Source organism: Spirillospora sp. NPDC029432 (genome assembly GCF_040703975.1).
In the GTDB taxonomy this organism is placed as follows: Bacteria; Actinomycetota; Actinomycetes; order Streptosporangiales; family Streptosporangiaceae; genus Spirillospora.
Window position 1 is genome coordinate 85654 of record NZ_JBEZWH010000020.1, and the last position, 19527, is coordinate 105180.

Here is a 19527-nt window from a genome sequence, read left to right on the forward strand (position 1 = left end):
TCACTTCCCTACAGGTTGTCCGGTCGTTCGCCGATCACGCCGAGCCGCCGCAGCGCGGCGATCCGCTCCGGTCCGATCCCGGCGACCTCGCGCAGCACTTCGTCGTTGTGCTGCCCCAGGGTCGGCGCGGGCCGGGCGAACCAGGGCCCCTCCCTGGACGCGGCCCTGAACGGCACCCCCGGCATCCGGTGCTCGCCGAGCACCGGATGGTCGACGGTCTCGGCGAACGAGCGGTCGGCGAACTGCGGGTTGTCCAGCGCATCGGCGGGCGGCACGACGCGCGCCGCCGGAACGCCCGCCGCCGCCAGCGCCTCGGCCAGCTCCGCCGCGTCCCGCCCGGCGCAGTACGCGTCGAGGTGCTGATCGATCCGGTCGTGGCCGCGCCTCCTGCCCTCGCGAGAGGAGAAGTCCGGCGACCGCGCCCAGGCCGGATCGCCCAGCACCGTGCGCAGCGCCGCCCAGTGCTCGTCGGTCACGACGGCCAGCGCGAGCCACTCGTCGTCATCGGGCCCGCCGCACCGGTAGAGGTTCTGCGGCGCCGCGACCGGCCCGCGGTTTCCCGCGCGGACGAGTTCGGCACCGTACGCGCTGTGCTCGATCACGACCTCCGCGGCGACGTTCAGCGCCGACTCGACCATCGGGACCTCGACGAGGACACCGTGCCCCAGCGTGTCGGCGCGTTCGAGCGCGGCGAGCGTCGCCACGACGGCGTGCGTCCCGGCGAGGGGGTCGCAGGGGCCCTTGAGGACCATCGGCGGCGCGTCGGGATGACCGGTCATCCAGGCCAGGCCGGACGCCTGCTCCATCGTCTGCGCGAATCCGGTGCGATCGCGCCAGGGCCCGTCCAGGCCGAAGGCGGGCATCCGCACGAGCGTGACGCGCGGGCAGCGCTCCCGTACGGACTCCCAGGTGATGCCGAAGTTGTCGAGCACGCGCGGCGAGTAGTTCTCGATCAGCACATCGGCCTGGGCGAGCAGCTCGAACAGGACGTCCCTGCCTTCGGCGCGGGCCAGGTCCAGCGTGATCCCCCGCTTGCCGGCGTTGGCGCCCTGGAAGACCGCGCCCCATTCCCACCAGCCGTCGACGCTCGGCGGGCGGGTGGAGGTGAAGCGCATCCCGTCGGGCCGCACGGTCGATTCGACCTTGATGACGTCCGCGCCGAAGGCCGCGAGCAGCTGGGTCGCCGAGGGACCCGCCCAGAACCCCGTCAGGTCGACGACCCGGAGGCCCTCCAGCGGCGCCCCATCCGAACGGGTACCTTCGCGTACACGAGGCTCCCAATCGACACGGCCCGTGTGCTCTCCCACCCCCGGAGCCGGAAGCGGCCCGGGCCCGGCGTCCCCGTCGACGAGATAGGGCCGCCTCGGCTGCACGAAACCATGCGGGTTCGCGACGAAGACGCCGCGCGCGCTGAAGTGCTCGTTGGCCGGCACGGTCGCCGGAGTGCCGATCGGCGACACCGGGATCCGCAGGGCACTGGCGATCTCCTCGATCGCGGCGGCCGGCAGCGTCCCTGTCCAGTCCTCGATGATCTTCTGGAACTCGGCGAAGCGGCCCTGCCGCGGCTTCGGATCGACGATCCCCGGATCGTCCAGCAGATCGAGGCGGTCGATCATGGCCAGGAAGTCCTGGAACATCTGACCGGTGATCGTGCAGAACCCGACCCAGCCGTCGGCGCTGCGCTCGACCGAGGGGATCTCCACCGTGCGCCCGGACGGCCCGGTCCCGGCCAGGCTCACCGTGAGCGGCGCGTACAGCGACATCGCCACGCACATGCATTCCAGCAGCGACAGGTCGATGTGCTCGCCGCCCCGGCCACGGCGACGGGCACCGGTACGCAGCGCCAGCGCGGCCGCGGCGGCGTAGCCGCCCCCGATCCACTCCCCCAGGCGCCCGCCCGCATGGACCGGCGGCCGGCCCGGATATCCCCGCCCTCCGGTCGAACCGGCGAGCGCCTGCAAGGTGAACTCCGTCCAGGGCCGCCCCGCCCACGGCCCCGACCGGCCGTACGGCGTGACCGACACGATGTCCAGCATCGGAAACCCCGCACGCACACCCGCGAGCGCCGCATCCCCCGTCCCGGACTCGACCAGCAGATCGGCACCGGCGAGCAGCCCCCTGACCTCGGGATCCTCGATCCCACCCCGCACCGAGCGCTTGCCCGCGTTGAGGAACCGGAACATGGCCCCGTCCTGCGAACCGAGATCCGCGCCCGAAGCCGACCACCGGCGATACCCATCGCCCGAACCCGACTCCACCTTGACGACATCGGCCCCCGCATCGGCCAGCAGCTTCGTCGCGTACGGACCGGCGATCCCCGACGTCAGGTCCAGGACCCGGAAATCCCTCAGCAGCGACATCTACTCCGTGCCCCCATCGTTCGCGCCCTCATGCCGGCTCGTGGCGCGCCCTCCGACTCCGTCCCTGACCGCGCTTCGCCGCCATCGTCCAAACCCTCACACCCCACGGGAAGCCGCTCGTCCACTGACTGGAACCAGCCGATCACGGTCCCTGGGAGTTTCTCCCTGGACAGTCCACTCAGTGGGATGTCCCCGCCTCCAAGGCGCACTGGAGCCGGCTGGCCGAGGGCCTGCGGCAGGTCACTCCCGGCGACCCGCGCGCGGGATCGATGAAGAACGCGCACTCATGGGCGAAGGCTGCTCCGGTCAGACTTCACCTGCGTGCCGACACCGAGTCCGTGCTCAACGGGCCGCCGGGGGCGCTCACGCGGGGGTCAGGGCGCGACGCTGGTGCCGACCAGGACCGCCCGGCCGAGCGTGTGCGGGATCATCATGATGTGGGCCTGCGCGATGGTCGCGTCGTCAGGGATCTCCAGGGTGGGCACCTTCAGCGCCGTGGCACAGAAGTAGATGTGGTGCATGCCGGAGAACGGCGGCGGGCGCATGCCCGAGTATCCGGCCTGGCCGAGGTCGTTGGTGAGGGCCACCGCGGGCGCCGGCAGGTCCGGTGCCGCACCGTGCAGAAGCTCCCCCGCCGGCCCCGAGACCGGAACGTCCTTCACCAGCCAGTGCCAGATCCCGCCGGGGATCGGCGTGTCGGCGTCGTACGCGGTGATCACGAGACTCTCCGTGCCGTCCGGCAGGTCGTACCACTTCAGCGACGGCGACGCGTTCTTGCCCCGATCGTCCGCGTAGCACTCGAACGGGATCGCTCCGCCGTTCTTGAAGTCATCGCTGACCAGCGTGAACGACGACGTCGGCGGAGCCAAGGCGTAGGGGTCGTATCCCATGATTCTCCTTTGTGGTGGGTGGTTGGGCGGTACGGGAGCGAGGACCTTCGCTCCCTCGCGGGGAAACATGACCTTCTCGCCGGTCAGGTTCATCGGCGCGCTCGCCGCCTGGACGAACAGATCCTCGAGCGAGTCGACGCCGGGGTACCTGGCCTTGATCTCGTCCGGCGCGTCATCGGTGGCGATGGCGCCTCCCGGGTCGACGCAGAGCACGCAGATGCCGTCGGGCTCGAGCTCGACGGCCGAGTGGCGGGTGAAGACCGCGACGGCGTCCTTGCTCAGCGCGTACGCGCCGGTACCGGGTCGGAGCGGGCCGCCGCCGTACAGGTTGATGACGTGCCCCCCGCCGCGCGCCCGCAGGTAGGGCGCGACGTGCTTGGTCGTCAAGTAGACCCCGCCGACGTTGGTGTCGATGACCTTGTCCCAGAAGGTCCGCGGCATCTCGTCGAGGTCGGGCCACTTGGCCTTCCAGTGCGAGTGGGTGACGATCGCGGCGTTGTTGACCGAGATGTCGATCCCCCCGAACGCCTTCGCCGTGGCGGCCATCAGCTCCGCGAGCTGGGCCTCGGAGGTGACGTCCACCGGCCGCGCGATCACGGGGATCCCGGACGCGGCGAGCAGGGCCCGGCTCTCCTCCAGGCCGGACTCGTCGACGTCACCGATGGCGACACTGGCGCCGGCCTCACCCAGGCTCTGGGCGATGTACCGGCCGATACCGCCGCCCGCACCGGTGACGACGGCGACCTTGCCGCGCAAGGCCCGGGCGGCATCGGCCGGGGGGTGGTCGATGTCGGCACTCATGCGATCTCCTTCGTCGAAGTGGGCTTCCGTGATGCGAGCGGCAGGATGTGACGCTCGGGCCGGCGGGTTCGGAGGCGCGTGGAACGCCGTGCCCGACGGCCCGTCCCGCCTGCCCGCGGAACCCGGCTTCGCCGGCTCGCAGCCGCACCCTATAGCTGCATAATGCGTTAGTCCTTGCTCAGGCGTCAAGGACCACACCTAAGCCGTTCAAGGGCATAACGCCCGCCGATACTCCTTGACGCGGGGTCGGCGCGTAACGCATCGTTGCGCTATTGAGGAACCGGCACAGCCGTGCGGTTCCCGATCAGCCGGGAGGGAAGCATGCTGGGAGTCTCGGGCTTCGGGCACGTCAGCGTCACCGTGAGCGACCTCGACCGCAGCGGGCGCTGGTACGAGCGGGTACTCGGACTGGAGAGGGTGGCCGAGCTGGACAAGCCCGCCTTCCGCAAGGTCATCTTCGAGGACCGGGCGAGCGGGATCGTCATCTCGTTGACGCACCACGGCGCGAAGGGGTCCGGCGACAGCGCCACGGAATTCCGCACCGGCCTGGACCACCTGGCCTTCGTCGTCCCCTCGTTCCGCGAGCTGGAGGCGTGGCGGGCGCGGCTGGACGAGTTCGAGGTGCGGCGCACCGAGATCCTGGAGACCTCCACCGGCTGGGTGCTGGTCTTCCGCGACCCGGACAACCTCCAGCTCGAGTTCTACGCCGCGCGCGACGCGGTCTCCTCCGACTACCGGCCGACCGAGGGGTGGAAGCACAACTACCCGCCCGTCCACCCGGCCACCGGCCGCCTGGAGTCCTGATGTCGCGGGCACCCTCCGTGAAGCCTCTCGTCCGCTCGTCGATCATCGAGGGTGTCGGACGGGTGGTCCTGAGCGACGTCGAGGAGAACAACGTGCTCACGCGGCGGCTCGTCGACGAGGCGATCGCCGCCCATGACGCCCTCGCCGGCGAGGGCGTGCGGGTCGCCGTCCTCGCCGCGGAAGGCTCGGCCTGGTGCGGCGGCGGCGACTTCAAGGCCAAGCGGGAGCCGGGGGTCCCGCCGGCCGCGCTCGAGCTGTTCAGCACCTTGAACGGCTCCCCCATGGTCTGGATCGCCGCCGTCCACGCCCCCGTCCTGGGCGCGGGGATGCACCTCGCCTCGGCCTGCCTGCGCGTCCTGATGGCCGACGACGCCTGGATGAGCGTGCCCGGCTGGAGCGAGGGGCGGTTTCCGGGACCGCTCACCGCCGAGCTCGCCCGGATCATCGGCCACCGGCGGGCCGTGCGCCTGGCCATGACCGAGGAGCGGATCGAGGCCGTGGAGTGCCTCCGCCTCGGCCTGGCCGACGCGGTGGTGCCGGCGCGCGACCTTCAGGGCTCGGCGCAGCGGCTGGGGCGCGACCTGCTGGCCGCCGACGAGTCCGCGCTGGCGGCGGCGCGTCAGGCCTGGTCGCGCCGCCTGGAGACACCGCCCGGTCAGGGGCCGCACCCGTGACCCGGGAAACGCATCATGGGGACGCCGCTGGGGTGGCACCGCCCGCCTCGGGGGCGACGGCCGCCCTCGCCCGCTTCGTCGCCCAGAGGCGCGGCTCGCTGCCCGCAGAAGTCCTGCCCACCGTCAAGCTGCACATTCTCGACACCCTTGGCTGCCAGGTCGCCTTCGCGCGCCTGCCATGGTCCCGAGCCGTGTGGAGGTACGCGGCGGAGGCCGGGACGGCCGGACCGGCGACGATCTCGTACTACGGCGCTCCGGCCCCGGTCGAGACGGCGGCGTTCGCGAACGCAGCCTTCGCCCATGGTTTCGAGATGGACGACACCGAGATGCGTTCGGCCAGCCATCCGGGGGCCGTGGTCGTGCCGGCCGCGCTGGCGGCGGCGCAGCGGCACGGATCCTCCGGCGCGGAGCTCGTCGCCGCGGTGGCGGTCGGCTACGAGGTGATGGTGCGCGTCGCGCTGAGCGCCGTGGGCATGATGCGGCGGGGCTTCCACACCACCGCGGTGGCCGGGCCGTTCGGAGCGGCGGCGGCCGCGGCGGCGCTCTGGTCGCTCGATGAGGCGCGCACCGCGCATGCCCTGGGCATCGCCGCGAGCCACGCGTCGGGCATCACCGAGCACTCGGTGTCGGGCGGATCGGTGAAGCGCGTCCACGCCGGCATCGCCGCACGGTCCGGCATCGAGTCGGTCCGGCTCGCCCGGGCGGGGGTCACGGCTCCCGAGGGAGCCCTCGATGGGCGCCGGGGCCTGCTCCAGGCGGTGGCGGACGATCCCGGCATGCCGGCCTCCGGCCTCGGCAAGGACTTCGAACTGCTCACCACCGGCCTCAAGCCGTACTGCTGCTGCGCGGCCCAGCACACGGTCATCGACGCCGTCGCGCGGCTGCAACACCAACACCCCCGTCTCACCCCGGCCGCGGTACGCCGCATCCGCGTGCTCCAGAACGACCGGGAGGTCGACGCCGTCGGCCTCGTCACCGAACCCGCCGACATCACCTCCGCGCAGTTCAGCGCCGCGTTCGGCATCGCGCTCAGGCTGGTGCGCAACGCGAACGGGTTCGGCGACTACATGAACGCCCGACTCGACGACCCGGAACTCCTGGCCATCGCCCGCAGGGTGACGTACGAGCGCGCTCCCGCGTCCTCTCCCCTTCCCGGGGAAGGTCCGTGCCAGGTCTCCATCGAACTCGATGACGGCTCCGTACTCGCCGCCGAGGTGCGCAGCGCGCGAGGAACGGTCGCGAGCCCGATGAGCGAGTCGGACGTCATCACGAAGTTCCGCGGTCTGGCCGGCGAGCCCTTGGGCGAGGAGCGGGCGGACCGGGTCGCCGAGATGGTGATGAATCTGGAGAGGCTCCCCGACAGCAACCGGCTGGCGCGGCACCTGGTGGCCCGGAGCGAGGACGCACCGTCGCCCTCCGCAGTCGATCTTTAGTGCACTATTCAGCTTGTCGATGCCCGAGAGATGCTCGTATCACGACGATACAACCCTTGTAGATAACTAACTTATTCGTTAGAGTCAAGTCGGCCCGGTCTCCGCCGCACATCGATCGCGTGGAGCGGCGAGGCCGGCGACGAGCCCGATCCGCCGTCATCGAAAGGACAGTCACTGTGACGCCCAACGATCTGATCTTCGTCAGCGTGGACGACCACGTTCTCGAGCCGCCGACCATGTTCGAGGGCCGGCTGCCCGCGAAGTTCGCCGGACGCGGACCGCGGTTCATCGCCGACGAGACGGGGAAGGGCTCGTGGATCGTCGACGGTTCGGTCGAGAGCCCGTGGACGATGAACTACGGCAAGATGCGGCCCGGGACCTACGACCCCGATGAGCGCGTCGCCGAGCTCAGCAGCGTCGGGATCCTGGGGTCGCTGTGCTTCCCCTCGTTCCCGCGCTTCGCCGGCCAGCTGTTCATGGAGCTGGCGGACAAGGACCTCGCACTCGCCTGCGTCGAGGCGTACAACGACTGGATGATCGAGGACTGGGCCGGCAGGCACCCGGACCGGCTCATCCCGCTGGGCATCATGCCGCTGTGGGACCCCGAGGCCATGGCCAAGGAGATCCACCGGATCAGCGAGCGCGGGGTCAACACCGTCGCGTTCTCGGAGAACCCCTCCAAGTTCGGCCTGCCGAGCATCTACGACGACGAGTTCTGGAAGCCGTTCTGGACCGCCGCGTCCGACACCGGCACCGTCATCGCCACCCACATCGGGTCCTCCTCGACGCTGCCGAAGACCTCCGACGACTGCGCCATGGAGGCGACGGGGGTGATGATCCCGCTGAACCTCTACGGCACGGCCGCGGACTTCGTGTGGTCCAACGTGTTCCGCACCTACGACTCGCTGAAGCTGCTGCTGGCCGAGGGGGGCATCGGCTGGGTGCCGTTCTTCCTGGAGCGGTGCGAGATCGCCTACAAGGCGCGCCCGTGGGTGCGCGAGGCGTACGGGCCGAAGACCCCGACGGAGGTGTTCCGCGAGCACGCGATCACCTGCTTCATCGAGGACCAGCCCGGCATCGAGATGCGCCACCTGATCGGCATCGACAACATCTGCTGGGAGTTCGACTACCCGCACGGCGACTGCGTGTGGCCGGACGGCACCGACGTCGCCTGGAACAACTACCTCTCGCGGATGCCGGAGGACGAGGTCAACAAGATCACGCACCTCAACGCCATGCGCGAGCTGCAGTTCGACCCGTTCTCCCTGCGCAGCAGGGAGTCGTGCACCGTCGGCGCCCTCCGCGCCTCGGCCGCGCCGGCGTACCAGGGCCCCGTCAACGCCGGCTTCTGGGACTCCGCGCTCGGCAAGAAGGAGGCCGAGTGGCGCGACACCGATGTCGTGGCCACCACCTGACGCGGCGTACGAGCACCAGGGCCGGGGCATGCGATCCATGCCCCGGCCCTGGTGTTTCCAGCGTCTCGCCCCCGTCGTCAGAAGACCGCGGTCTCCTCGACGAGCCGGTCGGTGACGAGCATGTAGGGCGGGTCGAAGGTGATGAGCAGGTCCGGCCGGGCCGCTTCGGCCGCCGCGACCGCGGTGGCACTGCAGGCCCAGAAGACCGGCACCTCACCCTCGGCCACGTCGGCGGGCGGCCCGAAGTCCGGAGCGGCGAGATCGCTCACCCCGATCGCCCCGGGGTCGCCGAAGTGGATCGGCGCCCCGTGGGTGGCGGGGAAGCGGCCGGTGACCTGGATCGCCCGGATCGCGTTCGCCGGCGTCATCGCCCGCATCGTCACCGAAAGGCTCGCGCTGAAGTCGCCGACGGGCTCGCACGGCAGCCCGGTCGTGTAGATCCGGCCGGCCTTGCGGGCGACCCCGGCGTTGTCGAGTGCCTGCTCGAAGGTGAGACTGCAGCCGAGGTAGAAGGAGACCAGGTCATCGCGCCACAGCGACGTCACGTCGGCGACGGTGCCGACGTGGACGCCGTCCTTCCAGACCCGGTAGGAGTACAGATCGCGGCGGATGTCCCCGCCCGGCGCCAGCGGCCCGATCTCGGGGTCGCCGGCGGCCGACATCCACAGCAGGCCGCAGGCGCGGGCGTTGCGCTGGCAGAAGGCATGAAAGTCGGACGCGTACCGCCGCGGCATGATCACCACCGTCGACTGGGTGTAGCCGTGGGGCACCGTGTCGAGGGCGCCGTCCCACTCGCCCGCGGCGATCGCCGCCCGCAGGCTCCGGGGATCCGGCCAGGTCTCCCGGTCCGTGGTCGCCCCGGTCGTCACATCGCGTCCCATGGCCCCTCCTGCACCGCGTGCCGGGCCGCGTTGCGGCCGGAGATGATGAACTCGGCGATATCGCCCATCGAGTTGTAGTACGGCCCCCACATCGAACCGCACTCGCCGACGGCGTACAGCCTGGGGATCGGCACGTCCGCGTGGTCGAGGACCCGCTGGTCCGGATCGTGCTTCGGCCCGCCGTGGGTGTTCACGAAGGTCGGGTAGAGCGGCCCGACGGCGTAGTAGGGGCCGGTGTCGAGCGGGGTCAGGAAGATCTCGCGGCCCTGGCTGGAGTCCTCGCCCTCCGCGCAGCCGGCGTTCCACTCCTCCACGGTCGCCACCAGCCGCCCGGCGTCGAGGTGGCCGCCGCGGGCCACTCCGGGGATCATCGGGATCCGGCACTTGGCGGCCAGCTCCTCGAGCGTGTCCGCCTGGACGATCCAGCCCTTCTCCAGCTCGGCGAGGTTGTCCTCGCTCCACGGCGGGGTCCGCGAGTTGAGCGTGGTCATCACCGCGCCGGCGGCGCGGGCCTTCTCGTCGAAGACGACGAAGGCGGGGACGTGGACGAACTCGGGGACCTCCACGTCCATGGCGAACCACTTCTCCCGGTTGCCGTAACCGTGGTGGACGGTGCCGGTCTCCGTGGTCTCGTCGTGGAACCGGCGTCCTTGCCTGTCGACCCAGATGACGCTCCCCGCGTCCTTGAACACCGGGGCACTGTGGCCGAACCTCGCCATCTTCATGAAGTCGTAGGTGACGTAGACGCGCCCGGGCTCGGCCTCGAGCCCCCAGTAGAGGGGTCCGGCCGCCGAATTCATGTGCCACAGCTTGGCCCCGGCCCGCTGCGCGAGCTCGATGCCGTCACCGGTGAGGTTCGGGCTGCCCAGGAACAGGACCGGGCAGTGGGTGAGGTACTGCCGGCGCATCTCCTCGTTGAACTCGAACCCGCCCGTCGCCAGGATCGTCCCCTTCCGGGCCTTGACCGAGATCCGCGAGCCGTCGGGGCGCTCGGCGACCACACCGAGCACCTCCCCGCTGTCCGGGTGCTGGACCAGCCGGACGACCGGCGTGGAGTACTCCACCTTCGCCCCGGCGCCCTCCGCCAGCCGGGCGATCGACTCGTACAGTGCCGCACCGCCTGGGGCGGCGATGTAGCTCACTCCCAGGAAGGCGTCCGCGCCGGGCGCGCCCGGGTACTCGGGGAAGAATCCGTCCGCGCGAAAGGGCCGCGGGTCCGGCTTGAGGTCGAATCCGAGCCGGCTCTGGAAGTCCGCGAGGTCCTTCAGCCCGTCGAGGTACGCCCGCAGCACCCCCTCCTCGGTCTGACCGCCGCACATCCAGTCGAGATAGGTCAGGGACTCCTGGTCGTCGACCGAGGTGACCAGCAGCGACCCGGCGATGCACGCCGAGTTCCCGCCACCGGTCTCGCCCTTCTCGAGAACGAGCACCTCCGCGCCCGCCTCGGCGGCCACGAAGGCGGCCGTGGCGCCGGAGCCTCCGTACCCGACCACGACGATGTCGGCCTCGCGATCCCAGGTCGTGGGCGAATCCGCCGCACGCGTCACCGTTGACATCAGACACTCCTTCTCTGCCATCAGCACGAACTCAGGGGCTCACGCCGGCGTGATCGTCGCATGCAGGATCGGCTCGGCGCCCTCACCGGCGGTCGCGCGAAGTGCGTGGTCCACGTCGGCCAGACCGCCGACATAGCTGGACATGAGCTCGAACGGCAGCCGATCGGAGGCCAGCTCCCCGAGGGCCCACTCCACCGACTCCCAGCTGTGCCCGCGCACCGCCCGCAGCTCCACCTGCTTGCGGGAGAGCTGCCAGACGGGGAACCGGGACAGCGCCGTCCTAGAGGCGGCTGCCAGTATCAGGCGGCCTCGCTTGGCCAGGAGGTCGATGGCGAGGGAGACCGTCTCGTCGTCGCCGGCGGCCGCGTCGATGACCAGGTCGGCGAGCCGTCCCCCGGTCATGTCCGCCACGTACGAGCGGACCGCCGCCTCGTCGTGGTCGCCGCCGGGGCCGGTGACGAAGACGGCCTCGGCGCCGAGTTCGCGGGCGACCTCGAGTCGTGCCCGGTCGCGCGCCCGGCCCACGACGACGACCCGTGCCCCGGCGAGTCCGGCGGCCGCCGCACCGCCGATCCCGGACTGGCCGGGGCCGAGGACGACCACCGTCTCGCCCGGCCGGACACGGCCGTCCAGGCAGGCCCACTGGTAGCCGTTGCCCAGGGGCAGCCCCAGCGTCGCCAGCGTCGAGGGAACGCCGTCGGGCACGCGGTGCATGACGGCCGAAGCGTGGACGTACATCACCTGGCTGTAACCGCCCCAGAGCCCGGGCGCGACCGACAGCGGCGTCGAGCCGAACCGGACGGCCTCCGGGTTGAGCGAGGTGTCCGATGCCAGGCAGGAGCGGAACTCCCCGCCACGGCAGTAGGAGCAGTGCCCGCAGGGCAGGTACTCCTCCAGGAGCACGCGGTCGCCGTCGGAGAACCCCCACCGCTCGGCGGCGATCTCGCCGACGTTGGTGAGGACGCCCACGTTCTCGTGCCCCATGACGCGCTCCGGCAGGTCCGCGGCGTACATCGAGACGTCGGATCCGCACATGCCCGCGGCCTCCACCACCATGAGGCCGTCCGACGGCCCCGTCGCGGGCACGCTCAGCGTCCGCACCTCGGTCCGCCGGGGACCGGTGGTCACCGCGGCCGCGACGCGATCACCCGGCCGGACCACCGCGGTCACCGCCCGCCCACTTCACGCTGGAAGACCAGCAGCAGGTATCCGGTGGTGGAGGAGTTGTAGATGATCGGCTGCACGGTCTGGAGCGACCAGCCGCCGGCATCGTGCTCGTCGAGGACCTCCTGCATGCGCGCGGCGACGCTCTCCGGGGTGTTGCCGGTCGCCCGGATCTCGACGACCTCGTGCTGCTGCATTGCCGCTCCCCCTAGCGCCAGTGGGCGAGAGTCATGGTCTTGGCCTCGTCGCGCCAGTCCCTGCCCGCGGGCACGATCGCGTCCGCGCCGCGGACCTCCGCGGCGGCCGCCGAATCGTGGCCGACCAGTTCGGTGCCGCCGCGCTCGATCTCGTCCATCGTGCGCAGCAGCAGGCGCCGGCAGGCCTGGATCGCCCGGTCCGTGGACCCCAGGGCCTCCTGGCTGCGGTCGACGATCGGGCCCATCCCCTCCTGGATCGCGAAGTCCTGGGTGTTGACCCCCTCGATGCCGGTGAACGTCTTGGTGCGCTGCACCTCGCGGTCGATGAGGTAGTCGTTGGACCGGTTGCGGACCAGCCAGTAGGTCCCGGGGATGTTCTCCTCCTTGCCCCGGCCCATCTCCGACTCGTGCTCCTCCCACCACTCATCGCTGATCGGGAAGCGCTCGTCCATCGAGCAGAGGGTGTTGTAGACGAAGGTGTGCTCGTCGTCGATCGGCACCCAGATGTGGCCGAAGACCCCCGGCATCGCGGGCTGCTTCCCGTCGAGGCCGACGAAGAAGCCCCGGCATTGCTGGGACGGCATGAAGTACTGGTAGATCCGCAGGTAGGTGGTGTTCTTCCCGACCTTGCGCAGGCTGGCGTAGCGGAACCCGTAGTCGGTGAACTCCACGTCCAGCCTGGGGTGCCGGTCGAGGTTGCGCAGCAGGCGCGGGTTCGCCAGGTCGTTGTTGTGGGCGAAGGAACTGTGAGCGGTGTCGATCCCGCCCTCGATCGCCTGCAGGAAGTTGCAGCTCTCCCCGGTCTTCGAGACCCGCCTGTGGGTCTCCGGGGCCCGCATCCACTCGTGGTCGGGGACCGGCGGCGTCAGTTCCTGCGGTCCCATGTAGGTCCACACGATGCCGCCGGCCTCGTAGGTGGGGTACGACTTGATCGAGACCCGGAAGCGGAACTTGCTGTCCTCCGCCTCGGTCGGCATGTCGACGCAGGCACCGAGGGTGTCGAACTTCCAGCCGTGGTAGACGCAGCGCAGCCCTGCCTCCTCGTTGCGCCCGAAGAACATCGGTGCCCTGCGGTGCGGGCAGTACGCGTCGACGAGCCCGACCGTCCCCGTGCTGTCACGGAACGCCACGAGGTCCTCCCCGAGGAGGCGGACCCGTACGGGCGCGCCGTCCGGCTCTGGGACCTCTTCGCTCAGGCAGGCCGGGATCCAGTACCGGCGGAACAGGTCGCCCATCGGAGTCCCCGGGCCGACACGTGTCAAGCGTTCGTTGAGTTCCTTGGTGATCCTCATCGGATGCTCCTATCCAGGGTGCGGAGACGACTCAGAGCCGCGTGTACAGGCGGCGCGCGTTGCCCTCGACCACCTGCCGGCGCTTGTCGGCGCCGAGCCACTCGATGGCGTCGAGCGAGCTGAGGATGTCGTCGTACGAACGGCCGGTCTCGGGATCGACGGGCGATCCGCTGCCCGGGATCTCGGTCCCGAACAGCACCCGCTCCGGGCCGATCACCTTGAGCAGCAGATCGAGCCCGTGGCGGTCGTGGACCAGCGAGTCGAAGTGCAGGCGGGACAGTGAGATGTCGAACGGCTCGACCTCGGCAACCGCGCCGCCGTCCTTGGTGTCGTACGCCTCCACCTCGGTCTGCTCGAGGTAGCGGGCGGCGCGCCAGCGGCCGACCTGGTACGGCACCGAGCCCCCACCGTGCGACACGATCAGCTTCAGGTCGGGGAAGTCCACCAGCGCGCGGCCTCCGGCCAGCGAGATCACCGACCGGCTCGCCTCGGTGATCATGTGCTCGCTGTAGGACTCCCGCGTGGACCTGCAGCCCGCGGAGTGGACCAGTCCCGGCACGCCGAGTTCGACCATCTTGGCGAACAGCGGGTACCACCACTCCTCCCCGATCCGCGGGATGCCGAGGTCCTCGCCCTCGGCCGGGTCGGGGTTGATGAGGACCCCGATGAAGCCGAGTTCGGAGACGCAGCGCTCGAGCTCGTCGGCCCAGTGCTCCGGCGAGGTGCCGACCGCCTGAGGGAGCGCGGCCACACCGCGGAAGCGCTCGGGGAACGCGGCGACCTGGGCGGCGACGGCGTCGTTGGTCGCCTTCGTCCACCAGCGCACGATGTCGGCCGGCTTCTCGGAGTGCATCAGCTGGAAGGGCCGGGGGGAGATCAGCTGCACGTCGATCCCGGCGGCGTCGAGGAGCCCGACATGCCGTTCGGCTCCCCGCAGCACGCCGTCGGGCGGCAGCTTCACGCCCGACCGGCCATGGGCGCCACGGCCCGCGAGGAGGATGGACCGGTAGGCGTAGAGCTCGGCGGGGGAGCTGACGTGGCCGTGGACGTCGATGATGGTCATGGGGCGGCTACTTCCTTCTCAGAGGTCGAGCACGAGCTTCGGGGTCCTGGACCGGGAGACGCAGACGAACATCGAGTCGCCGTCCTCGCGCTCGGAGTCGGTCAGGATCTGGTCGTGGTGCTCGGGCACGCCACCGAGCACGCGCGTCTCGCACGTCCCGCAGACGCCCTCCTCGCACGACGAGGGAAGATCGGGCAGGACGGCGCGGAGCGCTTCGAGGACGGTGGTGCCGGACTCGACGCGGACCGATCCGCCGGTGCGGGCGAGCTCGACGTCGAACCCGTCCCCGCTCCTGGCCGACTCGATCTCGGCCAGCGCCGCGTCCGAGGACGCGAAGCGCTCGATGTGGAGGCGGTCGGCGATCCCGGCCTCATCGGCACGCCGCCGGACGGCGTCGATCAGCCCCGCCGGGCCGCAGCAGTAGACGGCCGTGCCGGGCTTGACCCGCGCGAAGATCCCGTCCAGGTCGAGGAGTCCCTCGGTGGACTCCGGCACGATCTCGACGTTGTCGCTCCACGCCGCCAGGACGTCGAGGAACGCCATCGTGGCCGGGGTCCGGCCGCCGTAGTGCAGCCGCCAGCGCCCGCCGGGGCCCAGCGAGCGGACCATCGCCAGGATCGGGGTCACGCCGATCCCGCCGGCGATGAAGACGTAATCGTCGGCCTCGACGAGTTCGAAGTTGTTGCGCGGTCCCCGTACCAGCACCTGCCGGCCGACACGGAAGGTCTCGTGGATCTCGGCCGAGCCGCCGCCATCGGCCCCGCGCAGCACCGCGACCTGGTAGCGGCCGCGGTCCCGGTGGTCGCCGCAGAGCGAGTAGTGCCGTACCAGCCCGGAGGGCAGCTCGAACTCCAGATGCGCGCCCGGCGACCAGGGCGGAAGCTCGGCGCCGTCCGGCGCCGTCAGTTCAAGGGAGACGACCCCCTCCGCCTCGTAGCGGATCCCTCGCAACCGCAGCGTCAGCTCGGTGCCCGCGTCGTTCATCGCCGTCACCGGTCCTTCGTCTGCAGGTGGTGGTAGCCGGTCTCGCGGCGCGCCTCGCGCAGGCTCCGCCCCCCGGCCAGGGCCGCGCGGATCCTCTCCTCCGCGTCCTCGATCGAGCGCGCGGCCTCCAGCACGTCCGCGACCCGGTCCGCCGGGACGGCGACGACACCGTTCGCGTCGCCCACCAGCACGTCGCCGGGGTGGACGAGCACGCCGCCGATGCGGACCGGTACGCCGACGGCCTCGAACCGCACCCGGTCCTTGCCGGTGCGCATCCAGTGCCCCCGCGCGAACAGCGGGTAGTCCAGCTCCAGGGCCCGGCGCAGGTCGCGGCACACGCCGTCGATCACGGTCCCGGCCACCCGGTTGCGCCGGGCGAGGATCGTCATCAGGTCGCCCCAGACGGTCACGTCGAGCCGGCCGTGGTTGGCGATGACGGCCACCTCGCCGGCGGCGATGTCGTCGACGAAGTCGCCGACGCCGCCGCCCTCGACGTACTCGTCGGCGTACTTCACGGTGAAGGCCGGTCCGGCCATGCGGAAACCGCGATCCAGCGGCATGATGCCGCGGCACTGGCCCGGGATGCCGAGCCTGTCCAGGGCATCGCTGAGTGTGGGGGTCTCGAGGGCCTCGAGTTCTGACAGCACCTCTGCGGAGACGGACGTCATCGGATCCCTCCCACCGTGTGGTTCTCGTAACCGGCGCCCATGACCTCCGTGATCGGGACGCCGCGGCGTACGGCGTCGGCCATGGCGCTCTCCCGGGCGGCGAGCGACTCGGCCAGCTCGACGGTCTCGGTGCCGCGGTCGCGCGGCACCACGACGATGCCGCTGCCGTCCGCCAGGACCAGGTCACCGGGACGGACCCGCACGCCGGCGAAGTCGACCGGCTCGTTCCAGGAGGCTTCGGCGATACGGCCGCGGGCCGTCACGGGCGTCACCGAGGGCGCGAACACGGGGTAGCCCAGCTCCCGGCTCTCATCGACGTCCCGGCACGGGCCGTCGATGAGCGTCCCCTCGATCCCCCGGTGGGCGGCGGCCAGCGACAGCACGCCGCCCCAACCGGCCATGTCGCCACCCGGGTGCGAGACGACCAGGACGTCGCCGGGGCCGGAGGCCGCGACCGCGGCGGTGCACAGGTGCCGCGGCTTCCCGCCGGCTTCCTGGGCGGGCGCCCGGCCGACGGGCACGAGCCGCACGGTCACGGCCCTGCCGGCCGCCCGGAGGGTGCCGGACCTGCACGGGATCCCGCGGACGACGCCGGCGATCGCGAGCCGGTCGAGCGCGTCGGAGACGACGCAGGTGTCCATCCGGGCGAGCCTGGCGGTCAGGGTCTGGGGGTTCTCGGTCATCTCGGTCATCTCGGTCCTCAGTTCCACCGCAGGAACGCCATGCCGCAGCCGGTGCCCGCGTGGGTGCGGTAGCACGGGACGTACTCGTGCCAGGCGACGCCGCGGCCCTCCATCGCGCCGGCGATGGTGATCCAGTTCCGGATCTCGGAGGTGCCGGACTGGAGCTGCTCCTGCGGGATCGAGCGAAGCGTTCCGGCGTCCCCGGTGACGATCGCGTCGAGGACGAGCCGGTCGAGCCGCTCGTTCACGACGAAGTGGCTCAGCCCGCCGGAGGCGGCGAAGACGACCTTGCGGTCGCTCGCGGACCGGCGCACGCCTTCGGCGAGCGCCCGCCCGAGGTCGTAGCAGCGGGCGGCGGTCGGCTGGTTCGGCGGGTAGTAGGTGTTCAGCAGGACCGGAACGACCGGCACGCTCTTCTCGTCGAGCAGCCTGCGGATGACGAACCCGTAGGCGTGCCCGAAGCCGCGGCCGGCCGGGACCTCCTCCAGCGAGGTGATGTCGAAGTCCAGGCCGACGGCGGTGGTGACCAGGTCGCGGGCGAGATCGGGGGCGCCCTCGAAGACGTGGACGTCGTCCATCGCGTAGCCGACCTTGACGTTCTCGAAGAACCGGCCCGGCGGCACGTGGTCGAGGAGATCCGTGTGCCACTCCTTGCCCCAGTAGATCCCGATGGCAGGCTGGATCGACTTGTCGAACACCTCCCCCTGGTCGTCGCCTACGACGACCAGGGCGTCGCAGTCGAGCGCCTGGACCTCGGCGGCGAGACGGTCCATGGCCGCGTGGCAGGCCGTGTGCCGGCGCTCCCAGAGCGCGAGGTCGAGCTCGTCCCGGTAGCGGTCCCCGGCGGCCTCCGCCAGCTCGTCGAAGGTCCGGTGCACGCCGGCGTCGTCGAACAGATCGGGATTCGTACGGTCCTGTCCCGCACGCTCGCGCCACATCCGCGGGTTGTTGAGGAGCATCGGACTGTGTGACGTGCCAACGGCTCCGACGATCTGCGCCATCCAAGCTCCTCCAGATGAGTGATGACCCTCACTAGAAACAAACTAATGCGATAGTGTGAGGGATGGCAAGGACGATCGCGCAGGGCCCGCCCGAGGCGGGGCCGCCCAGGACGGCGAGGAGCAGGCGTGACCGAAGTGAACAGCCGGGAAGACGAGAAGGCGACGGCTCTGGCCCTAGGCAGCGCCACCCTCTTCGAGTCGGGGGCGAATGCGGGCGCCCTGCCCTCCGCCATCAGGCCGATCGCCCCGGGGCAGCGGCTGGCCGGGCGCGCCTTCCCGGTCCAGGCGCCGCCGGGCGACAACCTCTGGCTGCACCATGCCCTGGAGTCGGCGGCGCCGGGCGATGTCCTCGTCGTCAGCGTCGGCGCCGGGGCCGAGCACGGCTACTTCGGGGAGGTCATGGCGGAGGCCGCCCTCGCCCGCGGCATCCAGGGGATGGTGATCGACGGCGGCGTCCGCGACACCGCCCGCATGGCCGAACTCGGCTTCGCCGTCTTCAGTGAGCGTGTCTGCGTCCGCGGAACCACCAAGAACCCGGCGCTGGCCGGGGCCCTGGGGCGACCGGTGCTGATCGGTGACGCCGTGGTCCATCGCGGAGACCTGGTGGTGGGAGACGATGACGGCGTGGTCGTCATCCCGTCGGACGACGTGCCGGAGGCGCTCGCCAACGGCCTCGACCGCGAGCGCGCGGAGCGCCGGATCATCGAACGTCTGCGCGCCGGCGAGGGCACCGTCGGGATCTACGGCCTCGCTCCTCTCCCCGACGGAGCACCGGCCCGATGACCGCCCGAGTAGCGAACGCAGTCGTTAGTGGTGGCGGCGGCACCGGAACCGGCGTGAGCGCGCCGTGACCGCGTCTCCCCCGCCGCCCGCCCTCCCGGACGGGCGGTACGTCGAAGTCCCGGGCGCGCGGCTGTGGGTCGCCGACACCGAGGGCCCGGGCGAGGCGGTCGTCCTGCTGCACTCCGCCGTCGGCTCCGTTCCGCACTGGTCCTACCAGTTCGGCCCGCTCGCCGCGGCCGGCTACCGCGTCATCGCCTTCGACCGCCGGACCCACGGCAGGTCGGTGCAGCTGGCCTCCGACGGCGCCGACCCGTCCGTCTCCGACTGCGCGGCGCTGCTGGACGAGCTCGGCGTCCGGCGGGCCCATGTCGTGGGCGTCGCGCAGGGTGGTCGTGTCGCGGCCGAGCTGGCCCTCACCGCGCCCTCGTCGGTCGCCACGCTCGCCTTGATAGCGAGCAGCGGCGGCGTACGGCTGCCGAGCCGTGTCCCTGACGCCCCTCCGCTGATGCCCCCGGGGTTCACCTCCCTGCCGACCTGGTTCACCGAGCTCGGCGCCTCCTACCGCAGCAGCGATCCCGAAGGCGTGCTGCGCTGGATCGGCCTGGGCAACGAGCATCCGGCCGGCCTGGCGGCTCCGGCGGCCGGGATCGACGCCGCCGACCTGGCGACGATCCCGGCGCCGGTGCTGCTGCTCGGCGGCGACGCCGACGGGTTCACCCCGCCACCGGTACTGCGGCGGCTGGCGCCGCTGTTCCGGGACGCGCGGATCGCGATCCTCCGCGAGTGCGGTCACTCGCCTCAGTGGGAGCGTCCCGGCGAGTTCAACTCCGAGCTGCTCGCGTTCTTCCGGGCGCACGCGTAGACCGGCGTCCGGGAGG

Annotated in this window: 18 protein-coding genes; 6 read left to right on the forward strand and 12 right to left on the reverse strand. The window is 71.4% G+C overall.

Annotated elements, in window-relative coordinates; translation table 11 throughout:
• Nucleotides 1-8 precede the first annotated feature (8 nt).
• Entirely contained in the window at nucleotides 9-2360 is a 2352-nt protein-coding gene (locus AB0881_RS18445) for a CoA transferase (RefSeq protein ID WP_366618132.1), read from the reverse strand.
• Nucleotides 2361-2734: 374 nt separating this feature from the next.
• Nucleotides 2735-4051, reverse strand: a complete 1317-nt coding sequence (locus AB0881_RS18450; protein WP_366618133.1) for an SDR family NAD(P)-dependent oxidoreductase — start codon at nucleotides 4049-4051, stop codon at nucleotides 2735-2737.
• Nucleotides 4052-4372: 321 nt separating this feature from the next.
• Between AB0881_RS18450 and AB0881_RS18455 the strand changes: the two genes are divergently transcribed.
• From AB0881_RS18455 to AB0881_RS18470, 4 genes are all read left to right on the forward strand, one after another.
• Nucleotides 4373-4855 carry a VOC family protein gene (locus AB0881_RS18455; protein ID WP_366618134.1) on the forward strand — a complete coding sequence of 161 codons (483 nt, stop codon included), beginning with the start codon at nucleotides 4373-4375 and terminating at the stop codon, nucleotides 4853-4855.
• Nucleotides 4855-5529, forward strand: a complete 675-nt coding sequence (locus AB0881_RS18460; protein WP_366618135.1) for an enoyl-CoA hydratase/isomerase family protein — start codon at nucleotides 4855-4857, stop codon at nucleotides 5527-5529. Before AB0881_RS18455 ends, AB0881_RS18460 begins: the two co-directional genes overlap by 1 nt.
• 32 nt (nucleotides 5530-5561) lie before the next feature.
• Nucleotides 5562-6962, forward strand: coding sequence for an MmgE/PrpD family protein (locus AB0881_RS18465; protein WP_366618136.1), 1401 nt, complete (start codon nucleotides 5562-5564; stop codon nucleotides 6960-6962).
• Between the two features lie 176 nt (nucleotides 6963-7138).
• Nucleotides 7139-8377, forward strand: a complete 1239-nt coding sequence (locus AB0881_RS18470; protein ID WP_366618137.1) for an amidohydrolase family protein — start codon at nucleotides 7139-7141, stop codon at nucleotides 8375-8377.
• Nucleotides 8378-8454: 77 nt separating this feature from the next.
• Here the strand turns inward: AB0881_RS18470 and AB0881_RS18475 are convergent, their stop codons facing one another.
• The 10 genes from AB0881_RS18475 to AB0881_RS18520 are packed head-to-tail and all read right to left on the reverse strand — an operon-like array spanning nucleotide 8455 to nucleotide 17824.
• On the reverse strand, nucleotides 8455-9258 hold the full coding sequence (locus AB0881_RS18475) for a DUF1445 domain-containing protein (protein WP_366618138.1): 804 nt from the start codon (nucleotides 9256-9258) through the stop codon (nucleotides 8455-8457).
• Nucleotides 9243-10814: an FAD-dependent oxidoreductase gene (locus AB0881_RS18480; protein ID WP_366618139.1), complete on the reverse strand. Its 1572-nt coding sequence runs from the start codon at nucleotides 10812-10814 to the stop codon at nucleotides 9243-9245. Before AB0881_RS18480 ends, AB0881_RS18475 begins: the two co-directional genes overlap by 16 nt.
• 39 nt (nucleotides 10815-10853) lie before the next feature.
• Nucleotides 10854-11984 carry a zinc-binding dehydrogenase gene (locus AB0881_RS18485; protein ID WP_366618140.1) on the reverse strand — a complete coding sequence of 377 codons (1131 nt, stop codon included), beginning with the start codon at nucleotides 11982-11984 and terminating at the stop codon, nucleotides 10854-10856.
• Nucleotides 11981-12175, reverse strand: a complete 195-nt coding sequence (locus AB0881_RS18490) for a hypothetical protein (RefSeq protein WP_366618141.1) — start codon at nucleotides 12173-12175, stop codon at nucleotides 11981-11983. The genes AB0881_RS18485 and AB0881_RS18490 overlap by 4 nt, the downstream gene beginning before the upstream one ends.
• Before the next feature lie 11 nt (nucleotides 12176-12186).
• Nucleotides 12187-13467 (reverse strand): Rieske 2Fe-2S domain-containing protein, encoded by a 1281-nt coding sequence (locus tag AB0881_RS18495; RefSeq protein ID WP_366618142.1) that lies wholly within the window; start codon nucleotides 13465-13467, stop codon nucleotides 12187-12189.
• A gap of 31 nt (nucleotides 13468-13498) precedes the next feature.
• The gene (locus tag AB0881_RS18500) at nucleotides 13499-14530 is read right to left on the reverse strand and encodes an amidohydrolase family protein (RefSeq protein WP_366618143.1); all 1032 of its coding nucleotides are present in this window, start codon (nucleotides 14528-14530) and stop codon (nucleotides 13499-13501) included.
• An 18-nt stretch (nucleotides 14531-14548) separates the two neighbouring features.
• On the reverse strand, nucleotides 14549-15514 hold the full coding sequence (locus AB0881_RS18505) for a PDR/VanB family oxidoreductase (protein ID WP_366618170.1): 966 nt from the start codon (nucleotides 15512-15514) through the stop codon (nucleotides 14549-14551).
• A 5-nt stretch (nucleotides 15515-15519) separates the two neighbouring features.
• Nucleotides 15520-16182 (reverse strand): RraA family protein, encoded by a 663-nt coding sequence (locus AB0881_RS18510; protein WP_366618144.1) that lies wholly within the window; start codon nucleotides 16180-16182, stop codon nucleotides 15520-15522.
• On the reverse strand, nucleotides 16179-16874 hold the full coding sequence (locus tag AB0881_RS18515; RefSeq protein ID WP_366618145.1) for an RraA family protein: 696 nt from the start codon (nucleotides 16872-16874) through the stop codon (nucleotides 16179-16181). The genes AB0881_RS18510 and AB0881_RS18515 overlap by 4 nt, the downstream gene beginning before the upstream one ends.
• Nucleotides 16875-16882: 8 nt before the next feature.
• Entirely contained in the window at nucleotides 16883-17824 is a 942-nt protein-coding gene (locus tag AB0881_RS18520; RefSeq protein WP_366618146.1) for a hypothetical protein, read from the reverse strand.
• Between the two features lie 168 nt (nucleotides 17825-17992).
• Between AB0881_RS18520 and AB0881_RS18525 the strand changes: the two genes are divergently transcribed.
• Both AB0881_RS18525 and AB0881_RS18530 read left to right on the forward strand, forming a co-directional pair.
• Nucleotides 17993-18649 carry a 4-carboxy-4-hydroxy-2-oxoadipate aldolase/oxaloacetate decarboxylase gene (locus tag AB0881_RS18525; protein ID WP_366618147.1) on the forward strand — a complete coding sequence of 219 codons (657 nt, stop codon included), beginning with the start codon at nucleotides 17993-17995 and terminating at the stop codon, nucleotides 18647-18649.
• A gap of 64 nt (nucleotides 18650-18713) precedes the next feature.
• Nucleotides 18714-19511, forward strand: coding sequence for an alpha/beta hydrolase (locus AB0881_RS18530; protein WP_366618148.1), 798 nt, complete (start codon nucleotides 18714-18716; stop codon nucleotides 19509-19511).
• The last annotated feature ends 16 nt before the right edge of the window (nucleotides 19512-19527 follow it).